The sequence below is a fragment of the Bacteroidota bacterium genome (genome assembly GCA_017303975.1).
In the GTDB taxonomy this organism is placed as follows: domain Bacteria; phylum Bacteroidota; class Bacteroidia; order JAFLBG01; family JAFLBG01; genus JAFLBG01.
The window spans coordinates 18,469-43,888 of record JAFLBG010000032.1; the positions used below are offsets into that span (position 1 = coordinate 18,469).

A 25,420-nucleotide genomic window follows, 5' to 3' on the forward strand; every position below is an offset into this window, starting at 1 on the left:
GCTTTATAAATAAAATTAGTATGAAACACCAAACACCTATTCAAATACGTTTTAAAGATTTAGATTCCTTAGGACATGTAAACAATGCAAACCATATAACATATTTAGAGTTGGCTCGTGTCAAGTATTTTCACGAAGTAATTAACGAGCCCATAGAATGGAATAAAGCCGGATTTATTATTGCACGCCACGAAATAGACTATAAACTCCCAGTTTTATTAGAAGATAAACTTGTGGTGCACACATCCGTTACACGAATTGGTAGCAAGAGTTTTGATTTTGAATATCAACTAATTCGTGAAAATGCTCCGGAACATGCTAAAATTGCGGTAGTAGCAAAATCTGTAATTGTATGTTTTAACTTCGAAACACACCAGTCGGTTGCTGTGCCGGAAAGTTGGATAAATAAAATAAAAGCATTTGAAGGCAATTAATCCTTCATTATCATTTTAACAATAGTGTCGCCTTGTCTTAATTTGTCAACTACATCCAATCCTTCTACAACTTTTCCGAAACAAGTATGTTGACGGTCTAAGTGCTGGGTATTTTTTCTCGTAAGACATATAAAGAATTGCGACCCGCCTGTATTTCTTCCGCGGTGCGCCATGCTAAGTACACCTTTGTCGTGGTATTGGTTTTCTCCTGTTAATTCGCACGGAATTGTGTATCCCGGACCACCCGCACCCGTCCCATCCGGACAACCTCCTTGTACAACAAAATCTGGAATTACACGGTGAAATTTTAAACCATCATAATACCCTTTTTCAATAAGCTGAATAAAATTAGCTACTGTTTTAGGAGCATCCTTATAAAAAAATTCCAATTTCATTATTCCTTTATCTGTATGAATTTCTGCTGTTCTCATAGTTTATTTATTTCGATTTTATGGCACAAAAATACTTTTTATTTTTTCATATTCTAACTATATTGTGGTTCACAAAAATTTAATTGTGAGGAAATATATCTTGCTTAACAAGGTAAGGTGAAACTAACAATACAATTCTCATAAAAACACAAGTCTAATCACAGTCACATGAAAAAAATAATTTTTACACTAATTGTAATTCTTTCTTCTCAATTTCTATTTTCACAATGCTCCGTTGGTGTTTCTTCTACTAGTGTTACCTGCAATACATTGTGTAATGGAACTGCCGTGGCAAATGCTGTAGGGACTGGAAGTATATCGTACAGCTGGAGTCCGGGGAGTTTTTCTACACAACATATTTCTGCATTATGTGCAGGTACCTATACTGTAAATATTACAGATTCAATTGGTTGTACAACACATACAACTGTTGTTATAAATGAACCTTCTGCGTTAAGTGCAACTATTACACCTATTGGCATTACGTGCTATGGTGCAAAGAATGGACAGGCGGTTGCTTCTGTATCTGGCGGCACACCCAACTATTTTTTCTTATGGAGTACACTTCCCATAGAAACCTCACCAGTTGCTATAAATTTAGATGCAACTACCTACAGTGTTACTATTACAGATATGAATAGCTGTACACTTTTGAAAACAGTAACGTTAGTAGACCCTCCCCTAATTAATGTAACGATTGCAACCACTGCCAGTGTTACATGTTATGGTGGCACAGACGGAGCCGCAAGTATTACGCTCAGTGGAGGATTGCCTTACAGCAATGGATATAAATATAGTTGGTCGCCAGATGGACAAACAACCAATAGTGCAGCCAATCTAACAGCAACAACCCATACTATCGAAATAAGAGATTCGTTAAATTGTGTTAGAGATACATTTGTTACCATTGCAGGACCTGCACCTTTTGTTGTAGATGCTTATCAAACCGGATTTTGCGGCAATGGAAATAGCGGAGTAGCTACAGTAAGTGTTACTGGTGGAGCACCTATTTATTTTTATCAATGGATATCTACAGGTCAATTTACGCAAATTGCAACCGGTTTAGCTCCAGGTACTTATTCTGTTTTTGTTATTGACAGCAGGTCTTGTTTTGCTTCGGATACACTCAATGTAATGTTGTATCCAGAATTAACGGCAACACTTACATCAACTGATATTGATTGTAATGGGAATCAAAACGGAAGTGTTAGTTCCTCTGTAAGTGGTGGAGGTAATTCGTACAGTTATTTGTGGTTGCCAAGCAATTCAACAACTACAGCTATTTCAGGTCTCTCCGCAGGCACATACACACTACATGTTTCTGACACTTTGGGATGCTTTGCCAAGCAAACAGCAACAATTGCGGAGCCTAGTATTCTTACGCTTTCTATTTCACATTCATCTATTACTTGTGGTTCTAATTCGACTGCCTCAGCTACCGCTGTTGCAATTGGTGGTAATACAGGAGCGTTTAGTTATTTATGGATGCCTGTAAACCAAACAACCGCAAGTGTTTCCGGGTTAGCAGCAAGCACCTATACATGTGGTGTAATGGATAGCAAAGGTTGTGTTGCCGCAAAAACTATTACCATTTCTGTTTCATCTCCAGTGTCGGCATCTGCTACCGCTATCGATGTTTCGTGTTTTGGATCTTCGGATGGGCAAATACAAGCCACACAAAGTGGAGGTGTAGCTCCTTATTCGTATTTATGGAACAATAATTCTATGTATACTACTCAAGCTGTTAGCGGTTTAGTAGCCGGAAGCTATACAATAACTGTAACAGATTCGTTAGGATGCTTTGGTATTGCCACAACTACTGTCAATCAGCCAACAGCTATAACATTTAGCAGTACCGTTTCTAATGCGAGTACTGTAGGTGGAAGTGATGCTGCTATTGCGTTGAGTTCAATTTCCGGAGGTAACGGACAATTTACATTTTTATGGAGTACGAATGATACAACAGCTTCTGTTACCGGCTTATCAGCAGGAACTTACAGTGTTTGTATAGCAGATGCTAAGGGATGCGATACCTGCACCACATTTATAGTTACAGAACCGGGAATGGGAATAACAAACTCGATTGCCGAACAAACAACTATTTACCCGGTTCCATTTTCTAACGAATTAACAATTCGTGCAACTTCTGCTCTAATTGATAGAATAGAAATTTTAGATATGCATGGGAAATTAGTTTATACCAACACCTATCCAACTAACGGAATGGAAATAAAACTGGATACAAAAAATTACGAAAACGGAATATACACGTTGTTAATCCACTCATCAAAAAACAATTTTAGCAGAAAGATTGTAAAGATTAGTCAGTAAACTTATAGCCTACGCCTCTTACAGAGTGAAAGTAAGTTGGCTGTTTGGGGTCTTTCTCGAAATATTTTCGAAAAGCTAAAATAAAATTATCAATCGTTCTGGTAGAAGGATACACATCGTATCCCCATACTTTTTCTAAAATTGTTTCGCGAGATACTACTTCGTTTTTTCGTTCAATTAATAGTTTCAAGAGCAGCACTTCTTTTTTAGATAGTGTGCTTTTAAATCCGTTAACACCTTGTATTTCGTAGGTGGTGAAGTTTATTTTATTCGCACCAAACAAAAATTCATTCAACTGATTCTCCACTTTTTTATTTGCACGCTTCAGCAATATTTGAATACGTAACAAAAACTCTTCTAAATTAAATGGCTTGGTTAAATAATCATCTGCTCCCATTTTTAGTCCTAAAATTTTATCGCTGCTTTCATTTTTGGCTGTTAAAAATAGGATAGGCACTTCGGTATTTTCAATTCGTATTGTTCTACAAACATCGTATCCGTCAAGTTCCGGTAGCATTACATCCAAAATAACTAAATCGAACCGCTCCGCTTTAAATTGCGAAACAGCTTTTGTTCCTGTTCCTGCCACCACTACCTGGTAGCCATCCAATTCTAAATTAAGTTTTATGGTAGCCTGCAAACTAGGTTCGTCTTCTACTAAAAGTATTTTTATCACAGGGTAATTTGTATGAAAAAGTTGTTTTCTTGTTTAAACAAAAATAACAGATATTACTGTAATTTAAACATTACAGGTATTACCTTTGATTATTATAGAAAAAGACATGGACACTTCACTATTACAATTTATCAAAACAGATGCCGTTTTATCGGCAATAACAGATAAAGTAAAATCGAACACCAGAATATCCGATGAAGATGCGCTGTATTTATATAAACATGCAGATGTAGGAGCTGTAGGGGCATTAGCCAATTTTGTTAGAGAGCAAAAAAATGGAGATTATACTTTTTTTAATAAAAATTTTCATATTGAACCTACTAACATTTGCGTATTTGATTGTAAATTTTGTTCGTATTCCAGATTACTAAAACAAAAAGAAGGAGCGTGGGAATTAAACGAAGAAGAGATTTTAAATTTGGTTCGCAACTACGATGGTAAGCCCGTTACAGAAATTCATATTGTAGGTGGTGTACATCCCAAAATGGGGTTGAAGTACTTTGGCGAGTTACTAAAAAAAATAAAAGAACTGCGCCCTGAGATTCACTTAAAAGCATTCACCGCAGTAGAATTGGAATACATGTTTAGAAAGGCAAAAGTGAGTGTTAAAGAGGGATTGGAGTACTTAAAAAGCATGGGGTTGAATTCACTACCGGGTGGTGGTGCCGAAATATTTGATGAAGAAATTCGAAAACAAATTTGTGAAGACAAATGTACTTCTGCTGAATGGTTGGAAATACATGAAACAGCGCATCAAATAGGTGTTCCATCCAACGCAACCATGTTGTATGGACATATAGAATCGTACGAGCATCGTATTGACCACATGAAACGCCTGAGAGAACTGCAAGACAGAACAAAAGGATTTAACACGTTCATCCCTTTGAAATTTAGAAACAAAGACAATCAAATGTCGAATGTGGCGGAGGTGAGCGTTATTGAAGATTTAAAAAATTATGCAGTAGCTAGAATTTATCTAGATAATTTTGCGCATATAAAAGCCTACTGGCCAATGATAGGAAGAAATACCGCCCAGCTTTCGTTAAATTTTGGGGTAGATGATATTGATGGAACTATTGACGATTCTACCAAAATATATACCATGGCCGGATCTGAAGAGCAATCTCCTGCATTAACTACACAGCAATTGGTTGAGCTCATAAAGCAAGTAAACAGACATCCAATTGAGCGAGACACGCTTTATAACACCGTAACAGATTACAAAGATTACGTATTCAATTAGAATCCAATTCAATTCTAATTCTGTGTTTAACCCTAAATACGCAGTTGTATTTTCAATTGCCTATTTATGGCTTAGTAACTCAATGAAACGAAGCTTATTTTCCTGCAAACTTCAGTAAAATATCTTTTGCTGCATCTTTATGTAGTGTCATCGTTGTCATCTTTAATTTTACATAATCTTCGTGGTAGAAATAATATCCCGGGCTGTTTTTATTATTATGTCCGCTGCTGCCGGAATCCTTCAGTAAAAACCAAGTTCCATTCGATTTTTCGGTGTATCCAACTAAGTGCATTGCATGATCGTCTGTTGTACTTTTGTTGTAAAAGCGAAATTGACGTGCATATTCATCAATATACTCAGACGGAATATCATACGTTGGAACCATTGCCACGCCTAGCGTTGAATTGATTCCGCTTTCGCTTACATCACCCCCGATCGAAATAGAGAATCCATTTTTGCTTGCACTTTTTATGATGCTCATAAATTCATTTAAGGGAACGTTGTGGTAATCGTTTGAATGCCACCAATTGTCAGGCACTTCGTACTCCGCCTTTGTCCAATAAGGTTTTTCTACGAACGACATAAAATCTACATAATCATCAGGATTAAGTTTAGTTACATTTTTTAAATACTCTTGAGGTGTCATTGTTTTCCCATCTATAGTAACTGTTGTAGGAGGGACACCGATATAATAATTTAAAATTGATTTGATGGTAGCAACAACAGTTTCTTCATTCCATGCATTGCTTGCTTTAACGCCTTGCAGGTAAGCGTTCATCTCATCATACATTTTGCTATGGTCATGAAATTTTTGTCCGATCTTAACACCGCTGTAGGCACTGTGTGGAACTAAACCATATTTTTTCATCATTAGTTGTACTGCGTTGGTTTGCGAGCCTTCGCCAAATTCCGACTTTCCACGCGCGTTTACAAAATAGCGAGCCTTTTCAACATATTGCCAATACACAGTGAATAGTTCAGATAAGGCAATTTTTTGTTTTGTTAATCTGTAAATTTCTGATTCGTAAAATGAAGTAGTAGAGAAACACCAGCATGTGCCGGTTATACCTTGCGATTCAGGATTTTCGGTATAAACTTTTGTGAACTCATCTGCTGACTTTGGAATGTCAATGCCTGTATAGTCCATCATAAATCGCTTTTCTGGTTTTGGTTTGTCTTCGCTAAACAGTTTGGCGTTTTTTTGAATTTCTTCGTAAAAAAGATTTTTATGTTCTTTGAATTCGGCTTTGTCTTTACGAGTGTTTTGAGCAGTTGTGGTTATTGTTATAACAATAGTTACAAGAAGTAAAAGTGTTTTTTTCACAGTTTTATTTTTTAGAGTTTAAATTTACTAAAAAGGGTTGGCAATTGTATCTGTAAAATGAATATTAAACAGCAAATCATTATAAATATTCTGTTCGGGCAAGTAATAAAGTTGGTAGTTTTGTGCAGTTAGCGAATCCATTTTAAACTCATTTGCATAACCAAGAAGCAAGCCGTTGTTGCATTGTACTGAAAAGCCATTTCTTACCACTAACTCGTTATACCACCAACCACAAATGATTGCTTGCTTTTGGGTAGCTTGTTTGCATTTTGCAAGAACACTTTCTGTGTACTTTTTTTTATTTTTTCTTTTTGTGTAATCTGCATACAGAGGACCTGTTATAGGGTCCAAGTAAATTTCTTGCCCTGATATACTTTTTTTTAATGCAAATTCAGAATGTTCTGAACCTCGCAATTTGTCTGTAATGTTTATGCCCAGAATAAAAGAAGAACTGATGATTGATATACAAAGTGTAATAAATAGTCGAGGTCTTAAAAATTGGTTAAGTAAAATAAGTGTAAAAGGAATAATGGTAATTAAGTACCCGCTTTTTTGAGGTAACCGAATGTAGGAAATACAAAATAAAAGTAGAACGACCAAAGATGCTTTCCCAAGCCTATCAATTGTTAGCAGCTTGCGCAAATAGCGGATTAGAAAAACAGAAAAACTAAGGCAAATTAAAATAAATCCTAAAAATCCCCACACTCCGAAGGAGGCTTTGTAAAACACTTTGGGCAGAGAGGGGTAGGGGAATTGGTCGTAATAATCGAAAAATTGTTGGCCATATTGCATATAGATAGGTAAGTAGAATAGTGTACTCACGAGAACGCATACAATACTCAATTTAAAAAAATTTAGATAAAAGGTTTTATTGTTTTGCCATGTGTAAATTAAAAAAGGAATAAGCATTGCGCCTGATGTTACTCGACAAGCAATTGCAAATCCTAAGAACAATCCCGAAACCCAATAGTTGTTTTTTAATAGTGCTAAAAAAGATAATAGAATAAATGCTATCGTCCACATGTAATCAATAGTATAGGTACTGCTTATAAATACAATGGGAGTAAAAGCAAAAGTGAGCGCTGCTAAGAATGGATATTTCAACTTGTGAATTTTTACGATTTCGTAAAATATCACTGTTGCTATCGCAGAAAAAAGTGCACTAAAAAAATTAAATACGAATGGACTTGCTGAAAAAAAAAGTATGTAAAGTAACTCTTGAAGCGGATGTCCAGGGAATCTTGATACTTCGTATGTTCCGGTTCCTCGTGTGTTATACGCAGATAATGCCAATCCCCAAGAATCTTCTTCCGCCCCAAAACCCTCAAATAAAAAAGGTATCCTAGTCAATAGAACTAGAATGAACAATGCTAAGTGTGTGCTGTATTTTGTCATGCAGAACTAAATGAAGTATCTGTTTTTTGTTTTTTACTATCCTGCAAATAGGGCGCTTTAATGCAACCTATTTCACAATAATATTCATTTTTAATAGCAATTGAAAATGTGTGGTTAAAGACAGTTAAGGTTTTCCTATTTAATCAAGTAAGCTCAAGGTATTATTAAATCTAAGTCTAAGAAAATTGAATTTTAAACTGCCTATTAGGGGAGGAAGTCCGATTTTTTTGTAATTCGGTCTTTTTTGTTGCAAAATATACTGTAAAACGCATGGGGAAGTGCCAAATTGGCTTATTTTTGCGTTGGCAAACAATTTGCTAGTAAACTGACAAATAAAAGATTATGAGCACCAACGATAATAATACCGTAGAAGAAACTACCAATTCAGCGCAAGAGGAAGCAATTAAAAACGAAGTGAAAGAAAATGCCGAGGAGCAAACTGCTCAAAAAATGCCCGAAGAAGCTGAAAAAGAGAAAGATTTGCAAGCTAAAATAAACGAGCTAAACGATCGTTATTTGCGGCTATATTCCGAGTTTGATAATTACCGCAAACGTACGGCTAAAGAGCGAATTGAGCTTTCGAAAACTGCTGGCGAAGATATTTTAAAATCGTTTTTACCCATTGTAGATGATTTTGAAAGAGGAATAAAAATGAATGAAACAATTTCGGATGTTAAAACCATTAACGAAGGATTTCAATTAATATATAACAAATTAAAAACCACTTTGGTTCAAAAGGGTGTTGAGCCTATGGAGTCTATTGGGAAAGAGTTTGATGCAGATATACATGAGGCAATTACCAATATTCCTGCTCCATCAGATGAATTAAAGGGCAAAATAGTGGATGAAGTGGAAAAAGGATATTCTTTACACGGAAAAGTGATTCGCTTTGCAAAAGTAATTGTAGGTAATTAAAATAATTTGAGGATGTGATAATTTGAAGATTTGAAAAATGAGAGAATAATGTCTTCATTTTCAAATTGGCACATCTTCCAGATTTCAAATTTATAGTTTTATGGCAAAAAAAGATTTTTACGAAATATTAGGTGTGTCGCGTAGTGCAAGTGCAGACGAGATAAAAAAGGCATATCGAAAATTGGCGTTGCAATACCATCCGGACAGAAATCCGAATAATAAAGCAGCCGAAGATAAATTTAAAGAAGCGGCCGAAGCGTACGAAGTGCTAAGCGATAAAGATAAACGTGCTCGTTACGATCAATTTGGGCATGCCGGAATGGGTGCTGGTGCCGGAGGTTTTGGAGGTGGTGCCGGAGGAATGAATATGGAAGATATCTTTTCAAATTTTGGAGATATTTTTGGCGATGCTTTTGGGTTTGGCGGTGGCGGTGGCAGAGGCGGTAGGAGAGTTCAAAAAGGAAGCAACCTTAGAATTAAAGTTAAACTTACGTTAGAAGAGATTGCAAACGGAGTTGAGAAAAAAATTAAAGTACACAAACATGTAAGTTGTAAATCCTGTCATGGCTCCGGTGCTGCTTCCGGATCTGGAACACAAAATTGTTCCACTTGTCGTGGTTCGGGCTATGTAAATAGAATTACGAATACCATATTAGGACAAATGCAAACTTCTGCACCTTGCCCAACCTGCCATGGGGAAGGACAAACAATAAAAGATAAATGTAAGCCTTGTGGTGGAGATGGAATTGTACGAGACGAAGAAGTAATTGCCATAAACTTACCGGCAGGAGTAGTAGAAGGAATGCAGCTTTCTATGGGTGGTAAAGGGAATGCTGCGCCCAGGGGCGGTGTGAATGGCGATTTGATTGTGGTAATAGAAGAAATAGAACACGAGTTTTTAAAGCGTGAAGGCATTAATTTGTTTTACGACCAATATATAAATTTTGCCGATGCTGCTTTAGGAACTAGCGTTGAGGTGCCTACCATAGATGGGAAAGCAAAAATAAAAATTGATTCGGGAACACAAAGTGGAAAAGTGTTGCGTTTAAAAGGCAAAGGAATACCGGATATAAATGGCTATGGACGTGGCGACATGTTGGTAAACATAAATGTTTGGACACCGCAAAATTTAACGTCCGAAGAAAGAAAAATTTTAGAAAAATTTAAGGACGCAGAAAACTTTCATCCACATCCCAACAAGAATAATAAAAGCTTTTTCGAGCGTATGAAAGAGTACTTTGAATAATTCTTAATTTATTGGTATATTCTAAGAATGATTAGACGATTTATATTCCGTTTTGTTTTACTAGTATGGGTAATACCTGGTCTAAGTGTTGCCCTTCCTCCAGGTTGTTCCACTCCCGGAACAGACGGACCTTTAGCTCCTAACGTAACTTATACTGTTGCAATTGCAGGGTCAACGTCTGTTTGGAGTAATGTTGATAATGCCAAAGTTTCAGACAATGCCTATGCTACAAATGCTACTGATTTGGCGAATAATAATGAATATACAGACTATTTATGTGCACGTGATTTTGGTTTAACATATCCTGCAGATTGCAATGCTAATGTTGTAACTTTTTCAGTTGAAATTAGTAGTGCAAATGCAAGTACGATTAAAGACTATCAGTTGAGATATATTATTAACGGGGGGATTCAAACTCAATGCGATCATATTAATACTTCGTTTTGGTCAACAACGGACGCTAATAGGGGATATACATTCCCATTGGGAAATTATTGTATTTCGGAATCTTATGTAAAGTCGGCTTATTTTGGCATTGCCATAGCGGCTAAAAGGGCTGCGGCAGCCGGGTCTGCCGGAACTGCAAAAATAGACCGTTTTACACTGTCTGTCCAATACGGAGGAGGTGTTGTTCCTTGTGCTCCTGATGACCCATGTAGCTACTTGTCAAATTTGCCAATAGAACTAACCTCCTTCGAATTATTTTCCACCAAAAGAAATCAAGTAGATTTAGAGTGGACTACCATAAGTGAGAATAACAATGATTTTTTTTCCATAGAAAGATCTTCGGATGGAGTGAATTTCACACCGGTAGGTACAGTTGACGGGGCAGGAAATAGCATGTCAATGCTTCACTATAAGTTTTCCGATGTTTCAGCACCGGCAGGAGAAAACTATTATAGATTAAAACAAACCGATTTTGACGGACAGGTTACCACATCAAGATTACGTTGGGTTTGGGTAAAGAGTGATAATGATATTTTTGTAACCTATTCGGACGATGCAAAAGAGGCCACCATTCATTTTTTAGAATTACCACAAGTTATGCCCCATATTGTTTTTGTAAATGCTATGGGTCAATACGTAAAAGTTCCTGTAAATACAGAAGATATGCTGGATGGGCATCTGAAAATAGATTTATCTACCCTTTCCTCAGGTGTTTATTATATATCCGTATTTGATAATACGCTTAAAGCCAGCAAGCCGATTGTTGTTTCCAATTAAAAGCAATTACTGAAAAGTAGTATTTAAGATTATTTACCATTGTTTTTATAAATAACTTATATTTGTCTAATGAAAAATAGCATTGGTCGATTCGTTTTTTTATTCCTTTTTCTTATACTCTTATTTGTTTTCAATAGTGAATCTCAAAATAAGATGCTTATGCCTCCATGCGGAGGTACTGTAGGTCCAAATAACCCAGGTACAACTTATACAATAGCTATTGGAGGTTCAACTTCTACTTGGAGTGATATTACAAATGTAGCCTCTTCGGACAATGCTTATGCGACCAATACAACAGACTTGGCTGCTAACGGGAATTATACAGACTATTTGTGCACAAGAAATTACGGAATTAGTATAGGGTTGTGTGATCCAAATGATATTACTTTTGGTGTTGAAATAAGTAGTGCAAATGCAAGTACAATTAAAGATGCCAGAGTAAGGCTAATAGTTAACGGTGGCATTCAAACACAGTGCAATCATGCCACCAATTCAGCTTTTTGGACAACTACAGATACGTATAGAAATCATGTTATACCCCTGCCTGTATATTGTGGTTCTCTAACAAAAGCCATCGTTGAGTCGGAGTATTTTGGGCTTGCTCTCGCTGTAAAAAGGGCTTCAGCAGCCGGTGCTGCCGGAACTGCCAAGGTGGACCACATGCGACTTACTGTAAGTTGGGGTGCCGCACCGATGTGTGTGCCAGATGGAGACGATACTTGTCGGGTATTAACAAATTTGCCGGTAGAGCTAACCTCCTTCGAATTATTTTCCACCAAAAGAAATCAAGTAGATTTGGAGTGGACAACTATAAGCGAAAATAATAACGATTATTTTACCATAGAACGCTCAGCAGATGGAGTAAATTATACACCGGTAGGTACAGTTGATGGAGCCGGTAATAGCATGTCAATGCTACAGTATAAGTTTACCGATGTTTCAGCACCCGCAGGAGAAAATTATTATAGGTTACAACAAACTGATTTTGACGGACAGGTTACCACATCAAGATTACGTTGGGTTTGGGTAAAGAGTGATAATGATATTTTTGTAACCTATTCGGATGATGCAAAAGAGGCCACCATTCATTTTTTAGAATTACCACAAGTTATGCCCCATATTGTTTTTGTAAATTCCATGGGGCAATACGTAAAAGTGCCTATCAATACGGAAGATATGTTAGACGGGCATTTGAAAATAGATTTATCTCCCCTTCCAGCCGGAGTGTATTATATATCTGTGTTTGATAATACACTCAAAACTAGCAAGCCGATAGTGGTTTCTAATTAATTTTTGAGATTGCTATATTTATTTTCTCAATCTATTGATTATTAGATTTTTGTCCAATATTATTGTTTTTATCAATCTTAGAACTTTCCAAATTTAGATTGACTAAAATTGTGTTCGGTGGTACTTTTAGTACAACCACCAATTATCTCTATGAAACCGCATATCTTAAACTGCAACAAGCCTATTATTTTTGTAGCCTTTTTTGTAATTCTAAATACACCTTTTTTTTCTCAAACTAAGAATGCAAACATCTGGTATTTTGGTAATAAAGCCGGTTTAGATTTCAATTCAGGAAATCCGGTTGCTCTTACCAATAGTGCTATGAATACAACAGAGGGCTGTGCCAGTGTTGCAGACGCTGCCGGACAATTGTTGTTTTATACGGATGGTCAAAATATTTGGGATAAAAATCATCAAATGATGCCGTTGGCTAATGGCACAACAAATGCAGATTGGAACAGAATGCTATCCGGAACATGGAGTTCTACCCAAGCTGCTATTATTGCACCGGTGTTAAACTCCGCAAACAGATATTATGTTTTTTCTACAGATGGCGCCAGTCTGCCTGCTGCAAATTCTCTTGGGCCTCAACAGCAATGGGATGGATTGTATTACACGGTTGTAAATATGCAGCTAAACGGAGGGCTTGGAGATATAGACACAAGTTATTTAAAACAGTTTTGCAATTATTTACCGGGTGCCAATAAAATACAATTAACAGATAGTGTTTCCGAAAAAGTAACCATTGCAATGAATGCGAATGGTTTAGATTATTGGGTAATTACTACCAAACAAGATACGCGAGATGTATATGCATTTAGCGTAAACTGTACCGGGGTTAATTGTTCTCCTGTTATAAGCACACTTACATCGGGAACTACATTTGGAGGATATGGAATGTTATCGGCATCAAGAGACGGGAAAAGCTTAGCAATGGCTTGGGGTGGGACTCCTTTCTTAGGAGCAACGTTGGTCGATTTTAATAATACAACAGGTGTTGCAAGTAATAGGCAGTTGCTCTTTCAAGGGGAAATATGTTATGGAGCTTGCTTTTCTCCGGACGACAATCTTATTTATATTACCACACACATTTCAGCCGGAACTCCCGGGGCTGGCGCTATTCGTAATTTTCAGCGATTTTCGCCAACTCCTGCAGCAACCATGCTTACATTTAATACCCCAACCGTTAATCACATGAATATACAACAAGGGCCTAACGGTAAATTGTATTCGGCAAGTTGGTCAACCTCTTCAATTACAGAAATAAGCAACCCCAATAATCAGGTTAATCCTGGAGTTTCTGTTGGCGCTGTTTCATTAGCCGGAAAAATAAGCTTGTATGGATTGCCAAATTTATTTGTAGGTTGGACAACACCTCCTCCTTCCAAATTTGTTTCGGCAGCAGATACGGCTATCTGCAATGGTGGTTCTACGCAGTTAGCCGTATCTCTTATTGATCCAACGTTTACATATAAGTGGACTCCTGCTGCTGGATTGAGTAACGCAACGAGTGTTAATCCTATTGCTTCGCCTACAGTGACAACAACTTACACAGTGGCTGTTATGGCGTTGTGTGACACATTGTACGATTCTCTTACTGTACTTGTTCGACCAAATCCTTTCCTAAGTTTAGGTCCGGATGTGTCTGTTTGCCCCGGAAATGCTACTACGCTTAGTGCGCAGCACTCCGGAGTTAGTATTTTGTGGAGTACCGGAGTAACATCAACTTCTATTTCTGCATCCGTTGGAGCTTATTCTGCTGTAGTAACAGATTCTTTTTCGTGTGTTGCATACGATACGGTAGCTGTGCTAGCGCATCTTTTGCCGGTAATTCAAATTTCGTCTCCTGCAGTATGCCTTGGTTCTCCTGCTACTTTGCAAGCAACAGGAGCAAGTAATTATCTGTGGTCAAATGCAATGACAGGAAGTAGTATTGTTATTCCGGCATTATCCAATCAAACAATTACCGCTATAGGAACGGATAACAATGGGTGTATAGACAGTGCAAAGTTTGTTGTTCAGCCTAATCCGAAACCTACCGCTGATTTTGATTTGTTTGTATTGGATTCGTTGTGTTCGTATAGGGTTGCAACACATTTTATTGGAGGCGGGGTTGGGAATGATGTTTTTACATGGAATCTAAATAAGAAATTTTATAGCAATGCAGTTGATTTTAATGATTTGTCGTTGCCATCTACCGGACTATACGAGTTACAGCTTATTTTAACGAGTCCCTTTAATTGTGCTGATACCGCAATCAAGCAAATTAGTGTAAAAGATGAGTTTATAAGCACATTGTATATCCCCAATACATTCACTCCTAATGGTGATGATTTAAACGATACGTGGGGGGTAAAAAGTATTTGTATGGAGGATATGAAAATTGCTATCTACAATCGGTGGGGCGTACTTATAAAGGAATTAGAGAGTTTAAGTGAAGTATGGGATGGAACATTTAATGGCAATTTAGTGGAGTCGGAAGTATTTGTATATAAAGTAATAGCCACCGATGCAATAAATAAAAACAAAATTATGCGTGTAGGAACGGTGTTGGTGTTGAGATAGAAGGTTAGTGAAAAAACTAATTGTACAATACCTCTAAAACGGTTTGCCCTACAGCTTTCAGTGTTTTTCTGTCAATTACATTCATGTTGTCGTTGTGTGTGTGATGAAAACTTCCAAAGTCGCCTGTTTGTGGGCTCATGTGAATGATATCTGCTGTTGGAATTGCCAATATTTTGTTTACAAATAGATGGTCGTCTGTAATTGGTCCGCTGCGAGCTTCAATAAAATATTTTGTGTAGCCTAGTTCCGATGCGGTGTTCCATATTTTATTTACTACTTGTGGTGCATAGTATTCGGAATTGCCTTCTTTGCAGAATGTAGCGTCTGCCGCTCCCACCATATCTAATAAAATGCCGTATTGTGCATAATACCCAGGCTTGTGAGGGTTTGCAGCCCAGTACTGAGAACCCAAGCACCAAGAGTTTTCTTGTCTGGGGAAATTACTCTCGTTCGGTTGGCCATAATCTTCAATGTCAAACAAAACAAAATCAACTCCTAGTTTACTATTGGTTTGCGCAAGTACTCGAGCAATTTCTAATAATACTCCAACTCCGCTAGCTCCGTCATTGGCACCGTCTATAGGTTCGTTTTTTCTAGAAACGTCTCTGTCTGCAAATGGGCGTGTATCCCAATGTGCGCAAAGTAAAATTCTATTTGGGGCATCTTTATTTATAGATGCAATAATGTTTTTTAAGGTGTGATTTTTTCCATCAAAGGTTCGTTGATTGGCAGTTTGCAAAACAACATCACATCCTATTTGTTTAAATTTATTTTGCAAATAGGTTGCACATGCTTCGTGCGCTTTGGTGCTTGGAACGCGAGGTCCAAAAGAAACTTGTTTTTCTATAAATATATAGGCAGAGTCGGCATTGAATTGTGGCGCTGCTATTTTGGGAGTAGGCTTGTTTTTTGTTGTAGAAGTAGGCGTTTCACTTTTTTTAGTTTCTTGATTGGTGCAAGATGCATTTACCAGGCAGCAAGCAGTTGCAACAAAAAAATATTTTTTTAGGTGGGAGTAAGAAAGATTCATGCGCGACAATACGATATTATTTCTTTAAAATTTTAAACTCAGTTCTTCTGTTCATTTGTCTTCCTTCTTCTGTATCGTTAGTGGCGATAGGCTGAGTAAAGCCATATCCTTTATAAGTTAATCTACTTGGCGCTATTCCTTTATTTAATAAATAATCAACTACTGCTTTTGCTCTGCTTTCGGATAAATTTTGATTGTACCCCGCACTTCCTTTGTTGTCGGTATGTCCGGAGATTTCGATTTGTAGGGAAGGGATGTCATTTAATAATTTTATTAATCGCTCCAACTCATTGCCGGATTCCGGACGCAAGGTAGATTTGTCGAAATCAAAGAAAATATTGTTCAATACAATTTTACTACCCACTTCAATTTTCTGCAGGGCAATGTTTTTTTCTACTTCTATAAAAGCCGCAGTAGCAGGTATGTCAAAGTTTTCCGAATGAAATAAATAGCCTTCTGCTTTTACTGCTATTCCGTAATTTTTTCCTGCCGGAAGCGATACTAAATATTTTCCGGTAGCGCTGTTGGAGTTGAAACTTGCAATCACTTCGTTTTTTTGATTGTCAATTAAATCGATAGTCGCTTTTAGTGGTTGTAAAGTGCCTGCATCTGTTATAATTCCTTTAAGCAAGGTAAGTTGAGCTTGTGCAACCTCAACGGCAGATGCCATGACAACTTCTTTTACCGATTCTGTTTTGCTTGCAATTAATCTGTCTTCTGTGCTAAGTATAGGTTGCTTTTCTGGACCTAAAAAATTAATTACATAAATATCTTTTTCTCCATAACCATTTGGATTAAAAGACGAATAATAACCTCTTTTGCCATTTGCCGCCATTACAAAAAACACATCGTCATCGGTTGTATTTATTGGATAGCCTATGTTTTCTGGCTCACTCCATTTTCCATTTTGGTAAACAGATTTAAAAATGTCGTAGCCTCCCATTGTTTTGTGACCTTGAGAGCTAAAGTAAATTGTTTTGCCATCCGGGTGAGCAAACACAGCTTCCTCGCCATAAGGTGTATTAATAGCAGAGCCAATATTCATAGCCGGACCCCAATTTCCTGTGGCATCCATTTTAGAAAAATAAATATCTCTGTCGCCAAAACCTCCCGGACGATTACTTACGAAGTAAAGTGTTTTGCCATCGTAGGATAAAGATGTACTTGTCTCGTGACTTTTCGTATTTATATTTTTATTCATTTTTTCGGGAGCCGACCAAGTAGTGCCTGATAGTGTACACTCGTAAACATTTCCATCTCCTTTATCATCAATATAAATATATAAATGTTGTCCATCCGGAGACAATCCCATGGTAGCATCATGTCCTAATGTATTGATTGGAGGGCCCAGATTTACGGCAGGATTCCATTTGCCACCACGTTTAAAGGAAACAAAAATATCTTCAAAGTATTGATTGTTGTTCGGGTCGATTTGCCCTCCAGTGGTTTGCGCTCTGCGAGAGGTGTACATCAAAACAGATTCATCTGCTGATATTACTGGCCCGTAGTCAGCCATTGGAGAGTTAATTTCCGCCCCAATATTATCTATAAAAACACGAGCAGGTTTTTTTATCAATTCAATTCCCGTTTTGCATTCTTGTATTTTCTTAGTTGTTTCTGCAAGCTTAGCAGCCGCATCATTTCCAACTAGCGAGCTTTGGTAAATATTGTAGTGTGTAATTGCTTTTTCAAAATTCATACTTAAGTGGTATGCTCTAGCTAATGAGTAATGGATTGCCTCGTCTACACTAGGGTTTAGGTCGTATGCTTTTTCTAAATAGGGCAGTGCTTTTAATTTATTTGCTCCATACAAATAGCAGTTTCCTATTCGGAAGTTTAGCAATGCGTTGTTTGGGTTAAATTGCTGTGCAACTAGAAAGTGCTCCAATGCTTGTGCATACACGAACGTTCCCAGTTCATAATATTTTTCTCCTTCGCGTAGTTCTTTCTGCGCTGCTTTTAACCCGTCTTTGTTGTCTGGGAAATTATCTTTCGAAAAATCAACATTTTGTGCAGATACAGAGAAGGAGAGTAATAACGATAAAATAAAAAAAATATTTTTCATTTTTAAATTTTGTTTAAAGTGTGTGTAAGCCAAATATTACTTGCAATCTTGCATATACATTTTTGCCTGAATGGAACCGGATGATTCTGCGATTTCCCAGTCTTTGCAGGCTCCATCCGTGTCTCGCAACATTTCTTTTGCTATTCCTCTGTTTACATATGCGTCTGCATATTGCTTGTTAATACTAATTGCTTTGTTGTAATCGTCTATTGCTCCTTTGTAATCTTTAAGCTTATATTTTGCTGCGGCTCTGTTGTTTAGTGCAAATGCATATTGTGGGTTTAGTGCCAATGCCATGTTGAACATAGACATGGCTTCTTCGTAATTTCCTGCATCATAATAGGCGCTTCCCAAGTTATTGTATAGTGCATAATCATCTTTTTTAATTTTTAAAGCACTTGAATAATCTACGATTGCGCCTCTAAAATCGCCTTTTTTGCGCTTGGTACTTGCCAAGTTATTGTATGTAAAATACATGTCTGGATTGGCAATCAACGCTTTTTTGTAATCTGCAATCGCACCATCATAGTCTTCCAATTGTTTTTTTGCACTAGCTCTGTCGTTGTATGCGTAGGCATAATCAGGTTTTAGTTGGATAGCTTTGTCAAAATCAGCAATTGCTCCTTGGTAATCTTTATTGTCGAATCGAATCACTCCTCGGTAGTAAAATGCTTGTTCGTAAAGTGGTCGCAGCTCTATTACTTTGGAGTAATCTTGTTCGGCACCTTTTATGTCTTTGGCTGCTTGCTTTAGCTTGGCACGCTCGTAGTAAGCGTTATCGGCAGCGGGGTTTAGTTCGATACACTTGTTTAAGTCGGCAAGTGCATTTTCTGGTTGTTTTAGTTCAATATGTACAATTGAGCGATTGTAGTAAGCCTTTTCAAAATCCGATTTAAGTAAAATTGCTTTATTAAATTCGCTCAATGCTTCGCTGTATTTTTTGTTGGTAAATAAGGAAATGCCGTTATTGTAAGCAATGTCGGCATCTTGCGAAGCATCTGTACTTTTTACCTTTACTGTATCTGTTTGCGCACCGACTGAGAGTGTGATGGCGCATAAAAGTAAAACCCAAAAATATTTTTGCATTTGGATAATTGTTAGTTTATCCTAAAATAGAAAGTTTTTAGCGTAATAAACTATACTTACAAAAGATGTTTTGAACGAGAGCGTATTGATAAGTCAAGACTACCCAATTAATCAATAAAGTTGTACTTTTGTTGTAAATGAATTTGGTCTTTTTATGAGAGCCATAAAACTTAAGTGTAGTTTCCAATGAATAAAGATTTATTGATCAATAAAACGCTAGCAATGTTAGCGAAGCTTCCAGAAAAAAGAATTGAAGAGGTTGCTAATTATATTGATTTTATTTTAAAAAAATACGAAGAAGAGCTTTTGCAAAAAGGAATTGAGAAGATGACTAATTCGTCTAAAAGCTATGAATTTCTTGCTAGCGACCCCGATATTTATACAGTAAATGATATAATAGAAAAATATAGTGCAAAAGGGTGATATAGTACTAGTCAAATTTCCTTTTACGGATTTAGCGGGAGCCAAACTTCGACCGGCTTTGATATTAAGCAGTACTGATGCGGATGCGATTTTAATCTTTATAACAACACAACTTCAGTGGAAAGAAAGGTTTGATATTGTTTTGAAGTGTACACCAAAAAATGGGCTTAAAAAAGAATCTTTATTACGAGTAAATAAAATAGCAACAGTCGATAAAAAATTAATTGTTGGGAAAATTGGTTCTGCTGAAGAAATAATAAAAACACTTAATGCAAATCTTATAGAGCTTTTTAACCTAAAGTAATTTTTCTTACAAAAGATGTTTTGAACGAGAGCGTTTTAATAAGTAGGGAAGAATAATTTGCTCAAAACCATTATTGATGTCCGCTTCAATAAAATCTATCTTATATTGAATGCATCGTTGTCGTATTTCTGCATTTCGAACTTCAACTATTTTTTGGTATTGGTCTTTTATCGTGGTTGGATTAAGTTTTACTATTTCATTCGTTTCTAAATCAACAAATTGATATGGCCTGTTTTCTAATTCTAATTTTACTTCCTTCGATTTGTCGAATGTATGAAACAGCACTACTTCGTGTTTGTTGTATTTTAGGTGTTGTAAGGCAGAAAATAATTGTTCTTTGTTATGTGCATCGTCCATCATGTCGCTAAATACAATAATCAAAGAACGTTTGGGTTGTACTTCTGCAATTTGATGCAAAGCAGCTACAATGTTTGTTTTTTGCGACTGTTGAGGCTTTGATAATTGTAATAGTTTTTCCAGTTCTTGTAGTAAATAGATATGATGTGCTGAAGTTGATTTGCTGGGGGTTTGTACGTTTATAGATTCTGTGAAAACAGTTAATCCAATAGCATCACGTTGTTTTTTTAACAATTCTATTAGCACAGCGCAGGCATAAACAGAAAAGCCAATTTTGTTTAATTTTTTTTCAGAAACTGTTTCAACTTCCGGAAAGTACATAGAAGAGGAGGAGTCGATAACTAAGCGGCAGCGGAGGTTTGTTTCTTCTTCGTATTTTTTTACAAACAACTTGTCTGTCCGTCCGTATAATTTCCAGTCAATGTGTTTACTCGATTCTCCTTTGTTGTATAGCCGGTGTTCTGCAAATTCGACAGAAAAGCCATGAAATGGACTTTTGTGCATGCCGGTAATAAAACCCTCTACAACTTGCCGAGCATAAAATTCTAAATACGAATATTGGTGGGTTCTATTGAGCATGTAAAGTAAAACAAAGCCAAAAGTCTATTTCTAAACTTTTGGCTTTAAATGATAAGTAAAATTACAACTGTGCTTTTAGCTTAGCTTCTAGTGCTGACTTTGGAGCTGCACCTACTTGCTTGTCAACTATTTCGCCATTTTTGAAAAACAACAGCGTTGGAATATTCCTAATTCCAAATTTCATCGAAATGTTTGGATTGCTATCCACATCTACTTTGCCTATAATAGCTTTTCCGTCATAATCTTTTGATAGCTCTTCTACCACCGGACCAACCATTCTACATGGACCACACCACTCTGCCCAAAAGTCAACTAGTACAGGTTTATCTGATTTCATTACTAACTCCTCAAAGTTAGCATCGGTTAATTCTAATGCCATAATAATAATTTTTAAAGGTTATTTAAATTCAATACTTAAATTTATGAAATAATAGCAATTAATTTGCCAATTATCAATTTAATGACAGATTGTCGTTTAAACAAATAAATAGAGTGTAAAAAACAACACAAATGAATTTAAAGCTAAACAAACCACTCGCTTTTATTGACTTAGAAACAACCGGAGTAAGTGTGGGTAAGGATAGAATTGTAGAAATATCTATATTGAAATTACACCCAAACGGGGAGAAAGAAATTAAAACTCAGCGTATTAATCCCGAAATGCCAATTCCTATTGTTACTAGCAAAATACATGGAATTTATGATAAAGATGTAGCCTCGGAGCCAACCTTTAAAGAGTTTGCACCGGTTTTGGCGCGATTTTTAGATAATTGTGATTTTGCCGGGTATAATTCTAATAAGTTTGATATACCACTTTTGGCAGAAGAATTTTTAAGAGTAGAAATAGATTTCGACTTGAAAAATAGAAAGTTGGTAGATGTTCAAAATATTTTTCATCAAATGGAACAAAGAACATTATCTGCGGCCTATAAATTTTATTGCCAAAAAGAGTTGGTTGACGCACATTCTGCCGAAGCAGATACTACTGCTACGTATGAAATATTGTTAGCGCAACTTGATAAATATAAAGAGTTGCAAGGCGATGTAAATTACTTGCACGATTTTTCATCTCGCTCAAAAAATGCTGATCTGGCTGGAAGGATTGTCTTTAATGAGAAAAATGTAGAAGTTTTTAGTTTTGGTAAGCACAAAGATAAGTCTGTTGAAGAGGTTTTTGCAAAAGAACCTTCTTACTACAATTGGATGATGGATGGAGATTTTCCACTTTATACCAAAAAAGTAATTACACAAATTCGTTTAAGATTGGTGAATAAAAAATAAAAGTGAGGAATTTCAATAAACATTTCCCAAAGGTTTAAACTTTGGGAAATGTTTATTATTTATGATTTTTTATCTTCTAATTTCTAAATATCCTTTAAACGGATCCATTCCTTCAATGATTAAGACATAATAGTACGTTCCAGGTACTACTTTCCCATCACCAATAGTCATAGCGGTATTAGGAGTTCCGTCCCAATTATTTTGGTAAGGATTAGCTTCATACACTTTATTCCCCCATCTGTTAAAGATTTCTACTTTGTTGTTTCCGTTTCCAAATCGGAGTAAATTTTTAATTACCCAATTATCATTTATACCATCACCATCCGGGCTAAATCCATTTGGGATAGATAAAATAACTTCCGGCAATACTTCTATATAAAGTTTAGCTGTGTCGCAGGTGTTTACACAAAATGGATCACATATAATGTAGGTCAATGAATCATTGCCACTAAATCCTGTGTTTGGATTGTAATCAATTAGTCCATTTGCTATTCCTGTAATGCTTCCATTTACCGGATTTATAAGAACAGTGATGTTTGTATTTCCACCTGATGCATTGTCATTTGCAAAAACATTAAACGATTTAGGGGTGTTAAATTCCGTACTGTCGTAGTCATTTACAGCAACAACAATACCGGTAGATTGGTTCGTGATGGTAAATGTATTTGTGCTCGAACAACCCATATTATCTGTTACGGCTATAGTGTAGGAGCCGGCACTTAATCCTGTGAAAATGCCTGTGCTATTGCTGTTCCCTAATGGTTGAAGCGTGTACGTAAATCCTCCATTTCCACCGGTTACAGTTATCGCAGCCGAACCATCTAGTGTTCCAGGACATGATTCATTTACAATGCCACTAGAACTATTAATTACAATTGCAGCAGTTTGTGTAATGGTAATAATGGCACCGTTTGGAGAATTACAACCATTCGTATCTATTGCTGTTATAGTGTACGTTCCTGCTGCTAAGGAATTAAATATCCCTGTTGTGTTACTTGAGCTACCCGGACTGATTGCGTATGTGTATGTTCCAACTCCGCCACCGGCAATAGCTACAACTGATCCCGTTGATGTTCCGTTGCAACTTACGTTGGTGCTTGATGTTACAGTAAGTGTGATAGGAGTAGGAGGGTTAATCACAATTGCAGATGTACTGCTGGTTGCAATTGCTGTACACCCATTTGCATCCGATACAACAAGAGTATAGGTGTTAGCAGCTAAATTTGAAAACACTCCAGATGTATTGATGGTATTGGTCGGGAATAATGTATACGTGTAAATTGGAGTGCCGCCTGAAGTTGTTGCAGTTAAAACAGCATTAGAGCTTCCTGCGCATGTTAATCCTGAACTAACTGATACTATTGAGCTTAGTGTAGAAGGCTCTGTTACAGTAGCAGTATCTACAGAAGTACATCCATTAAAATCAGTTACGGTAACAGTATAAATACCTGCAGGTATCAAATTAATTGTTGAGTTTGTAGATCCATTGCTCCATGCATAATTGATAGGCATTACTCCGTTTGATACGCTAGTGGTTACGCTGCCGTTAGAACCACCATTACAGCTCACATTCGTAACTGTGGTAGCTACTATTGGCCCGCCACTGGCAGTAACAGTAATAACCGGAATGGCAACTGCACATCCTTTAGAATCAATTACAGTAAGAGAATAACTGCCAATAGAAAGACCGGAGTTGTTTTGATCAGTAGAGCCATTGCTCCAGTTGTAGGAGTAGGAAGCTGTTCCTCCTGTTGCAGAAGTTGCAATTACTGCATTGGATGTGCCCATGCATCCTGCAACACTAACTGTGTAGGTAACAGCTAACGGAGCGCTTGGTTGCGTAATGTTTGCAGATGCTACCGATTTACATCCATTTGCATCTGTAATAGTTACTGAATAAACTCCAGATGGTATTCCCATCAATACTTGACTTGTTGAACTTGTATTCCATAAATAATCGTAAGGTGCAAGTCCACCACTAATAAACGCATTTACTCCTCCTGTAGAATCGCCAAAGCAGTTTACATTGCTAATAATATTTACAGAAGCAACGCCTCCAGATGTATTTGTAATGCTTGTAGATGCAGTATAAGTACACCCATTTGCATCAGTAATTGTTGCATTGTAGGTTCCTGAAGGTATTCCGGAAATAGCAGCTGTTGTTTGTAATGTATTCCAAAGGTAGGTATAAGAACCAACTCCTCCGGAAGCAGTAATGCTTGCAGATCCTGTATTACTAGTACATATGGATGGAACGGTTGTTATTGTTGCTGAAACAGCAGATGCAGGTTGGGTAATTGTTACTACTGTTTGTGTGGTACACGCATTCGCATCGGTAATTGTTACGGTATAATTACCAGCGGCTTGGTTTGTAATAGAATTGGTTGTTGCAGCAGTACTCCATAAATACGTATAGGGTGTAGTTCCGTTTGTAACGCTTACTTGGGCAGATCCGGTATTTCCTCCAAAGCAACTTACATTTGTTAGCGAGCTAATTGAGGCTATTGGAGCGCCAGATGCGGTAATGGTTGTAACTGCGCTTGTCGTACATCCTCGATTGTCAGTAACCGTAAGAGAATAGGAGCCTATTCCTAATCCTCCGTTAACAGCGGTTGTGTTGCCATTGCTCCACGAATAGGTGTAAGGTGCAGTACCATTTGTTATAGAAGCTGTTGCGACCCCGTTTGAATTTCCATTACAAGAGGAAACGCTGTTTGTAATTGTTGCGACAGGCGCTCCAGAACCAGTAATGGTAGTAGTAGCGACAGTAGTACAACCTCTGTTATCAGTAACAGTTAATGAATATACACCGGTGCTTAAGCCAGTATTGCTAGAAGCAGTAGCCCCATTGCTCCACAAGTAGGTATAAGGCGCAGTTCCATTTGTTATAGAAGCTGTTGCGACCCCGTTCGAATTTCCAGTACAAGAGGAAACGCTGTTTGTAATAGTTGCGATAGGTGCTCCAGAACCTGTAATGGTAGTGCTTACAACAGCTGTGCAACCAATGTTGTCAGTCACTGTTACTGTGTAAACTCCAGTGCTCAATCCTGTATTGCTAGCAACAGTTCTGCCATTGCTCCACAAGTACGTATAAGGCGAAGTTCCATTTGTTACAGAAGCAGTAGCTACACCGTTCGAATTACCCGTACATGATGATACACTATTTGTAATAGTTGCAATAGGCGCTCCGGATCCTGTAATGGTAGTGCTTACAACAGCTG

General features: G+C 37.2%; 21 protein-coding genes. 11 read left to right on the plus strand and 10 right to left on the minus strand.

The window, feature by feature from the left end:
• The first annotated feature begins 20 nt into the window (after positions 1-20).
• Positions 21-434 (plus strand): acyl-CoA thioesterase, encoded by a 414-nt coding sequence (locus tag J0M08_10720; protein MBN8703529.1) that lies wholly within the window; start codon positions 21-23, stop codon positions 432-434.
• Here the strand turns inward: J0M08_10720 and J0M08_10725 are convergent.
• Complete coding sequence (locus tag J0M08_10725; GenBank protein ID MBN8703530.1) at positions 431-865, minus strand: peptidylprolyl isomerase; 435 nt, start codon at positions 863-865, stop codon at positions 431-433. The two genes, J0M08_10720 and J0M08_10725, sit on opposite strands and share 4 nt — an antisense overlap.
• Positions 866-1,033: 168 nt before the next feature.
• On the opposite strand from J0M08_10725, the gene J0M08_10730 reads away from it, so the two are divergent.
• Positions 1,034-3,196 carry a T9SS type A sorting domain-containing protein gene (locus J0M08_10730; GenBank protein ID MBN8703531.1) on the plus strand — a complete coding sequence of 721 codons (2,163 nt, stop codon included), beginning with the start codon at positions 1,034-1,036 and terminating at the stop codon, positions 3,194-3,196.
• Here the strand turns inward: J0M08_10730 and J0M08_10735 are convergent.
• Complete coding sequence (locus J0M08_10735; protein MBN8703532.1) at positions 3,186-3,872, minus strand: response regulator transcription factor; 687 nt, start codon at positions 3,870-3,872, stop codon at positions 3,186-3,188. The two genes, J0M08_10730 and J0M08_10735, sit on opposite strands and share 11 nt — an antisense overlap.
• A 106-nt stretch (positions 3,873-3,978) precedes the next feature.
• Here J0M08_10735 and mqnE point away from each other — a divergent pair, with 106 nt between their 5' ends.
• Positions 3,979-5,115: an aminofutalosine synthase MqnE gene (gene mqnE / locus J0M08_10740; GenBank protein ID MBN8703533.1), complete on the plus strand. Its 1,137-nt coding sequence runs from the start codon at positions 3,979-3,981 to the stop codon at positions 5,113-5,115.
• 94 nt (positions 5,116-5,209) lie between these two features.
• Here the strand turns inward: mqnE and J0M08_10745 are convergent, their stop codons facing one another.
• Both J0M08_10745 and J0M08_10750 read right to left on the minus strand, forming a co-directional pair.
• Positions 5,210-6,409: a peptidase C1 gene (locus J0M08_10745; protein MBN8703534.1), complete on the minus strand. Its 1,200-nt coding sequence runs from the start codon at positions 6,407-6,409 to the stop codon at positions 5,210-5,212.
• 57 nt (positions 6,410-6,466) lie between these two features.
• Entirely contained in the window at positions 6,467-7,834 is a 1,368-nt protein-coding gene (locus J0M08_10750; GenBank protein MBN8703535.1) for a glycosyltransferase family 39 protein, read from the minus strand.
• A gap of 342 nt (positions 7,835-8,176) precedes the next feature.
• On the opposite strand from J0M08_10750, the gene grpE reads away from it, so the two are divergent.
• From grpE to J0M08_10775, 5 genes are all read left to right on the plus strand, one after another.
• The gene (gene grpE / locus J0M08_10755; protein MBN8703536.1) at positions 8,177-8,749 is read left to right on the plus strand and encodes a nucleotide exchange factor GrpE; all 573 of its coding nucleotides are present in this window, start codon (positions 8,177-8,179) and stop codon (positions 8,747-8,749) included.
• 100 nt (positions 8,750-8,849) lie between these two features.
• On the plus strand, positions 8,850-9,995 hold the full coding sequence (gene dnaJ, locus J0M08_10760) for a molecular chaperone DnaJ (GenBank protein ID MBN8703537.1): 1,146 nt from the start codon (positions 8,850-8,852) through the stop codon (positions 9,993-9,995).
• Between the two features lie 27 nt (positions 9,996-10,022).
• Positions 10,023-11,219 (plus strand): hypothetical protein, encoded by a 1,197-nt coding sequence (locus tag J0M08_10765; GenBank protein MBN8703538.1) that lies wholly within the window; start codon positions 10,023-10,025, stop codon positions 11,217-11,219.
• A gap of 69 nt (positions 11,220-11,288) precedes the next feature.
• Positions 11,289-12,509: a hypothetical protein gene (locus J0M08_10770; GenBank protein MBN8703539.1), complete on the plus strand. Its 1,221-nt coding sequence runs from the start codon at positions 11,289-11,291 to the stop codon at positions 12,507-12,509.
• A 150-nt stretch (positions 12,510-12,659) separates the two neighbouring features.
• The gene (locus J0M08_10775; protein MBN8703540.1) at positions 12,660-15,074 is read left to right on the plus strand and encodes a T9SS type B sorting domain-containing protein; all 2,415 of its coding nucleotides are present in this window, start codon (positions 12,660-12,662) and stop codon (positions 15,072-15,074) included.
• 16 nt (positions 15,075-15,090) lie between these two features.
• On the opposite strand, the gene J0M08_10780 is transcribed toward J0M08_10775, so the two are convergent.
• Genes J0M08_10780 through J0M08_10790 form a run of 3 tightly spaced genes read right to left on the minus strand, consistent with a single transcriptional unit; the run spans position 15,091 to position 19,255 of the window.
• Positions 15,091-16,104: a M28 family peptidase gene (locus tag J0M08_10780; protein MBN8703541.1), complete on the minus strand. Its 1,014-nt coding sequence runs from the start codon at positions 16,102-16,104 to the stop codon at positions 15,091-15,093.
• A gap of 16 nt (positions 16,105-16,120) precedes the next feature.
• Entirely contained in the window at positions 16,121-18,169 is a 2,049-nt protein-coding gene (locus J0M08_10785; protein MBN8703542.1) for an OmpA family protein, read from the minus strand.
• A 36-nt stretch (positions 18,170-18,205) separates the two neighbouring features.
• Positions 18,206-19,255 (minus strand): tetratricopeptide repeat protein, encoded by a 1,050-nt coding sequence (locus J0M08_10790; GenBank protein ID MBN8703543.1) that lies wholly within the window; start codon positions 19,253-19,255, stop codon positions 18,206-18,208.
• Positions 19,256-19,477: 222 nt separating this feature from the next.
• Between J0M08_10790 and J0M08_10795 the strand changes: the two genes are divergently transcribed.
• Together J0M08_10795 and J0M08_10800 are read left to right on the plus strand one after the other, a co-directional pair.
• A complete protein-coding gene (locus J0M08_10795) occupies positions 19,478-19,678 on the plus strand; it encodes a hypothetical protein (protein MBN8703544.1) in 201 nt (66 codons plus the stop codon).
• A complete protein-coding gene (locus J0M08_10800; GenBank protein MBN8703545.1) occupies positions 19,665-19,982 on the plus strand; it encodes a type II toxin-antitoxin system PemK/MazF family toxin in 318 nt (105 codons plus the stop codon). Before J0M08_10795 ends, J0M08_10800 begins: the two co-directional genes overlap by 14 nt.
• A gap of 6 nt (positions 19,983-19,988) precedes the next feature.
• Here J0M08_10800 and J0M08_10805 read toward each other — a convergent pair whose 3' ends face one another.
• Both J0M08_10805 and trxA read right to left on the minus strand, forming a co-directional pair.
• Positions 19,989-20,918: a DUF58 domain-containing protein gene (locus J0M08_10805; protein ID MBN8703546.1), complete on the minus strand. Its 930-nt coding sequence runs from the start codon at positions 20,916-20,918 to the stop codon at positions 19,989-19,991.
• A 61-nt stretch (positions 20,919-20,979) separates the two neighbouring features.
• Entirely contained in the window at positions 20,980-21,297 is a 318-nt protein-coding gene (gene trxA / locus J0M08_10810; GenBank protein MBN8703547.1) for a thioredoxin, read from the minus strand.
• A 131-nt stretch (positions 21,298-21,428) separates the two neighbouring features.
• On the opposite strand from trxA, the gene J0M08_10815 reads away from it, so the two are divergent.
• Positions 21,429-22,199 carry a 3'-5' exonuclease gene (locus J0M08_10815; GenBank protein MBN8703548.1) on the plus strand — a complete coding sequence of 257 codons (771 nt, stop codon included), beginning with the start codon at positions 21,429-21,431 and terminating at the stop codon, positions 22,197-22,199.
• A gap of 69 nt (positions 22,200-22,268) precedes the next feature.
• On the opposite strand, the gene J0M08_10820 is transcribed toward J0M08_10815, so the two are convergent.
• On the minus strand, positions 22,269-25,420 hold a 3,152-nt coding region (locus J0M08_10820; protein ID MBN8703549.1), incomplete at its 5' end, for a gliding motility-associated C-terminal domain-containing protein.

Coding starts and splice junctions, on each gene's coding strand:
- J0M08_10720 (MBN8703529.1), top strand. CDS start 21: ATGAAACACCAAACACCTATTCAAATACGTTTTAAAGATTTAGATTCC.
- J0M08_10725 (MBN8703530.1), bottom strand. CDS start 865: ATGAGAACAGCAGAAATTCATACAGATAAAGGAATAATGAAATTGGAA.
- J0M08_10730 (MBN8703531.1), top strand. CDS start 1,034: ATGAAAAAAATAATTTTTACACTAATTGTAATTCTTTCTTCTCAATTT.
- mqnE (MBN8703533.1), top strand. CDS start 3,979: ATGGACACTTCACTATTACAATTTATCAAAACAGATGCCGTTTTATCG.
- J0M08_10750 (MBN8703535.1), bottom strand. CDS start 7,834: ATGACAAAATACAGCACACACTTAGCATTGTTCATTCTAGTTCTATTG.
- grpE (MBN8703536.1), top strand. CDS start 8,177: ATGAGCACCAACGATAATAATACCGTAGAAGAAACTACCAATTCAGCG.
- dnaJ (MBN8703537.1), top strand. CDS start 8,850: ATGGCAAAAAAAGATTTTTACGAAATATTAGGTGTGTCGCGTAGTGCA.
- J0M08_10765 (MBN8703538.1), top strand. CDS start 10,023: ATGATTAGACGATTTATATTCCGTTTTGTTTTACTAGTATGGGTAATA.
- J0M08_10770 (MBN8703539.1), top strand. CDS start 11,289: ATGAAAAATAGCATTGGTCGATTCGTTTTTTTATTCCTTTTTCTTATA.
- J0M08_10775 (MBN8703540.1), top strand. CDS start 12,660: ATGAAACCGCATATCTTAAACTGCAACAAGCCTATTATTTTTGTAGCC.
- J0M08_10780 (MBN8703541.1), bottom strand. CDS start 16,104: ATGAATCTTTCTTACTCCCACCTAAAAAAATATTTTTTTGTTGCAACT.
- J0M08_10785 (MBN8703542.1), bottom strand. CDS start 18,169: ATGAAAAATATTTTTTTTATTTTATCGTTATTACTCTCCTTCTCTGTA.
- J0M08_10790 (MBN8703543.1), bottom strand. CDS start 19,255: ATGCAAAAATATTTTTGGGTTTTACTTTTATGCGCCATCACACTCTCA.
- J0M08_10795 (MBN8703544.1), top strand. CDS start 19,478: ATGTTAGCGAAGCTTCCAGAAAAAAGAATTGAAGAGGTTGCTAATTAT.
- J0M08_10805 (MBN8703546.1), bottom strand. CDS start 20,918: ATGCTCAATAGAACCCACCAATATTCGTATTTAGAATTTTATGCTCGG.
- trxA (MBN8703547.1), bottom strand. CDS start 21,297: ATGGCATTAGAATTAACCGATGCTAACTTTGAGGAGTTAGTAATGAAA.
- J0M08_10815 (MBN8703548.1), top strand. CDS start 21,429: ATGAATTTAAAGCTAAACAAACCACTCGCTTTTATTGACTTAGAAACA.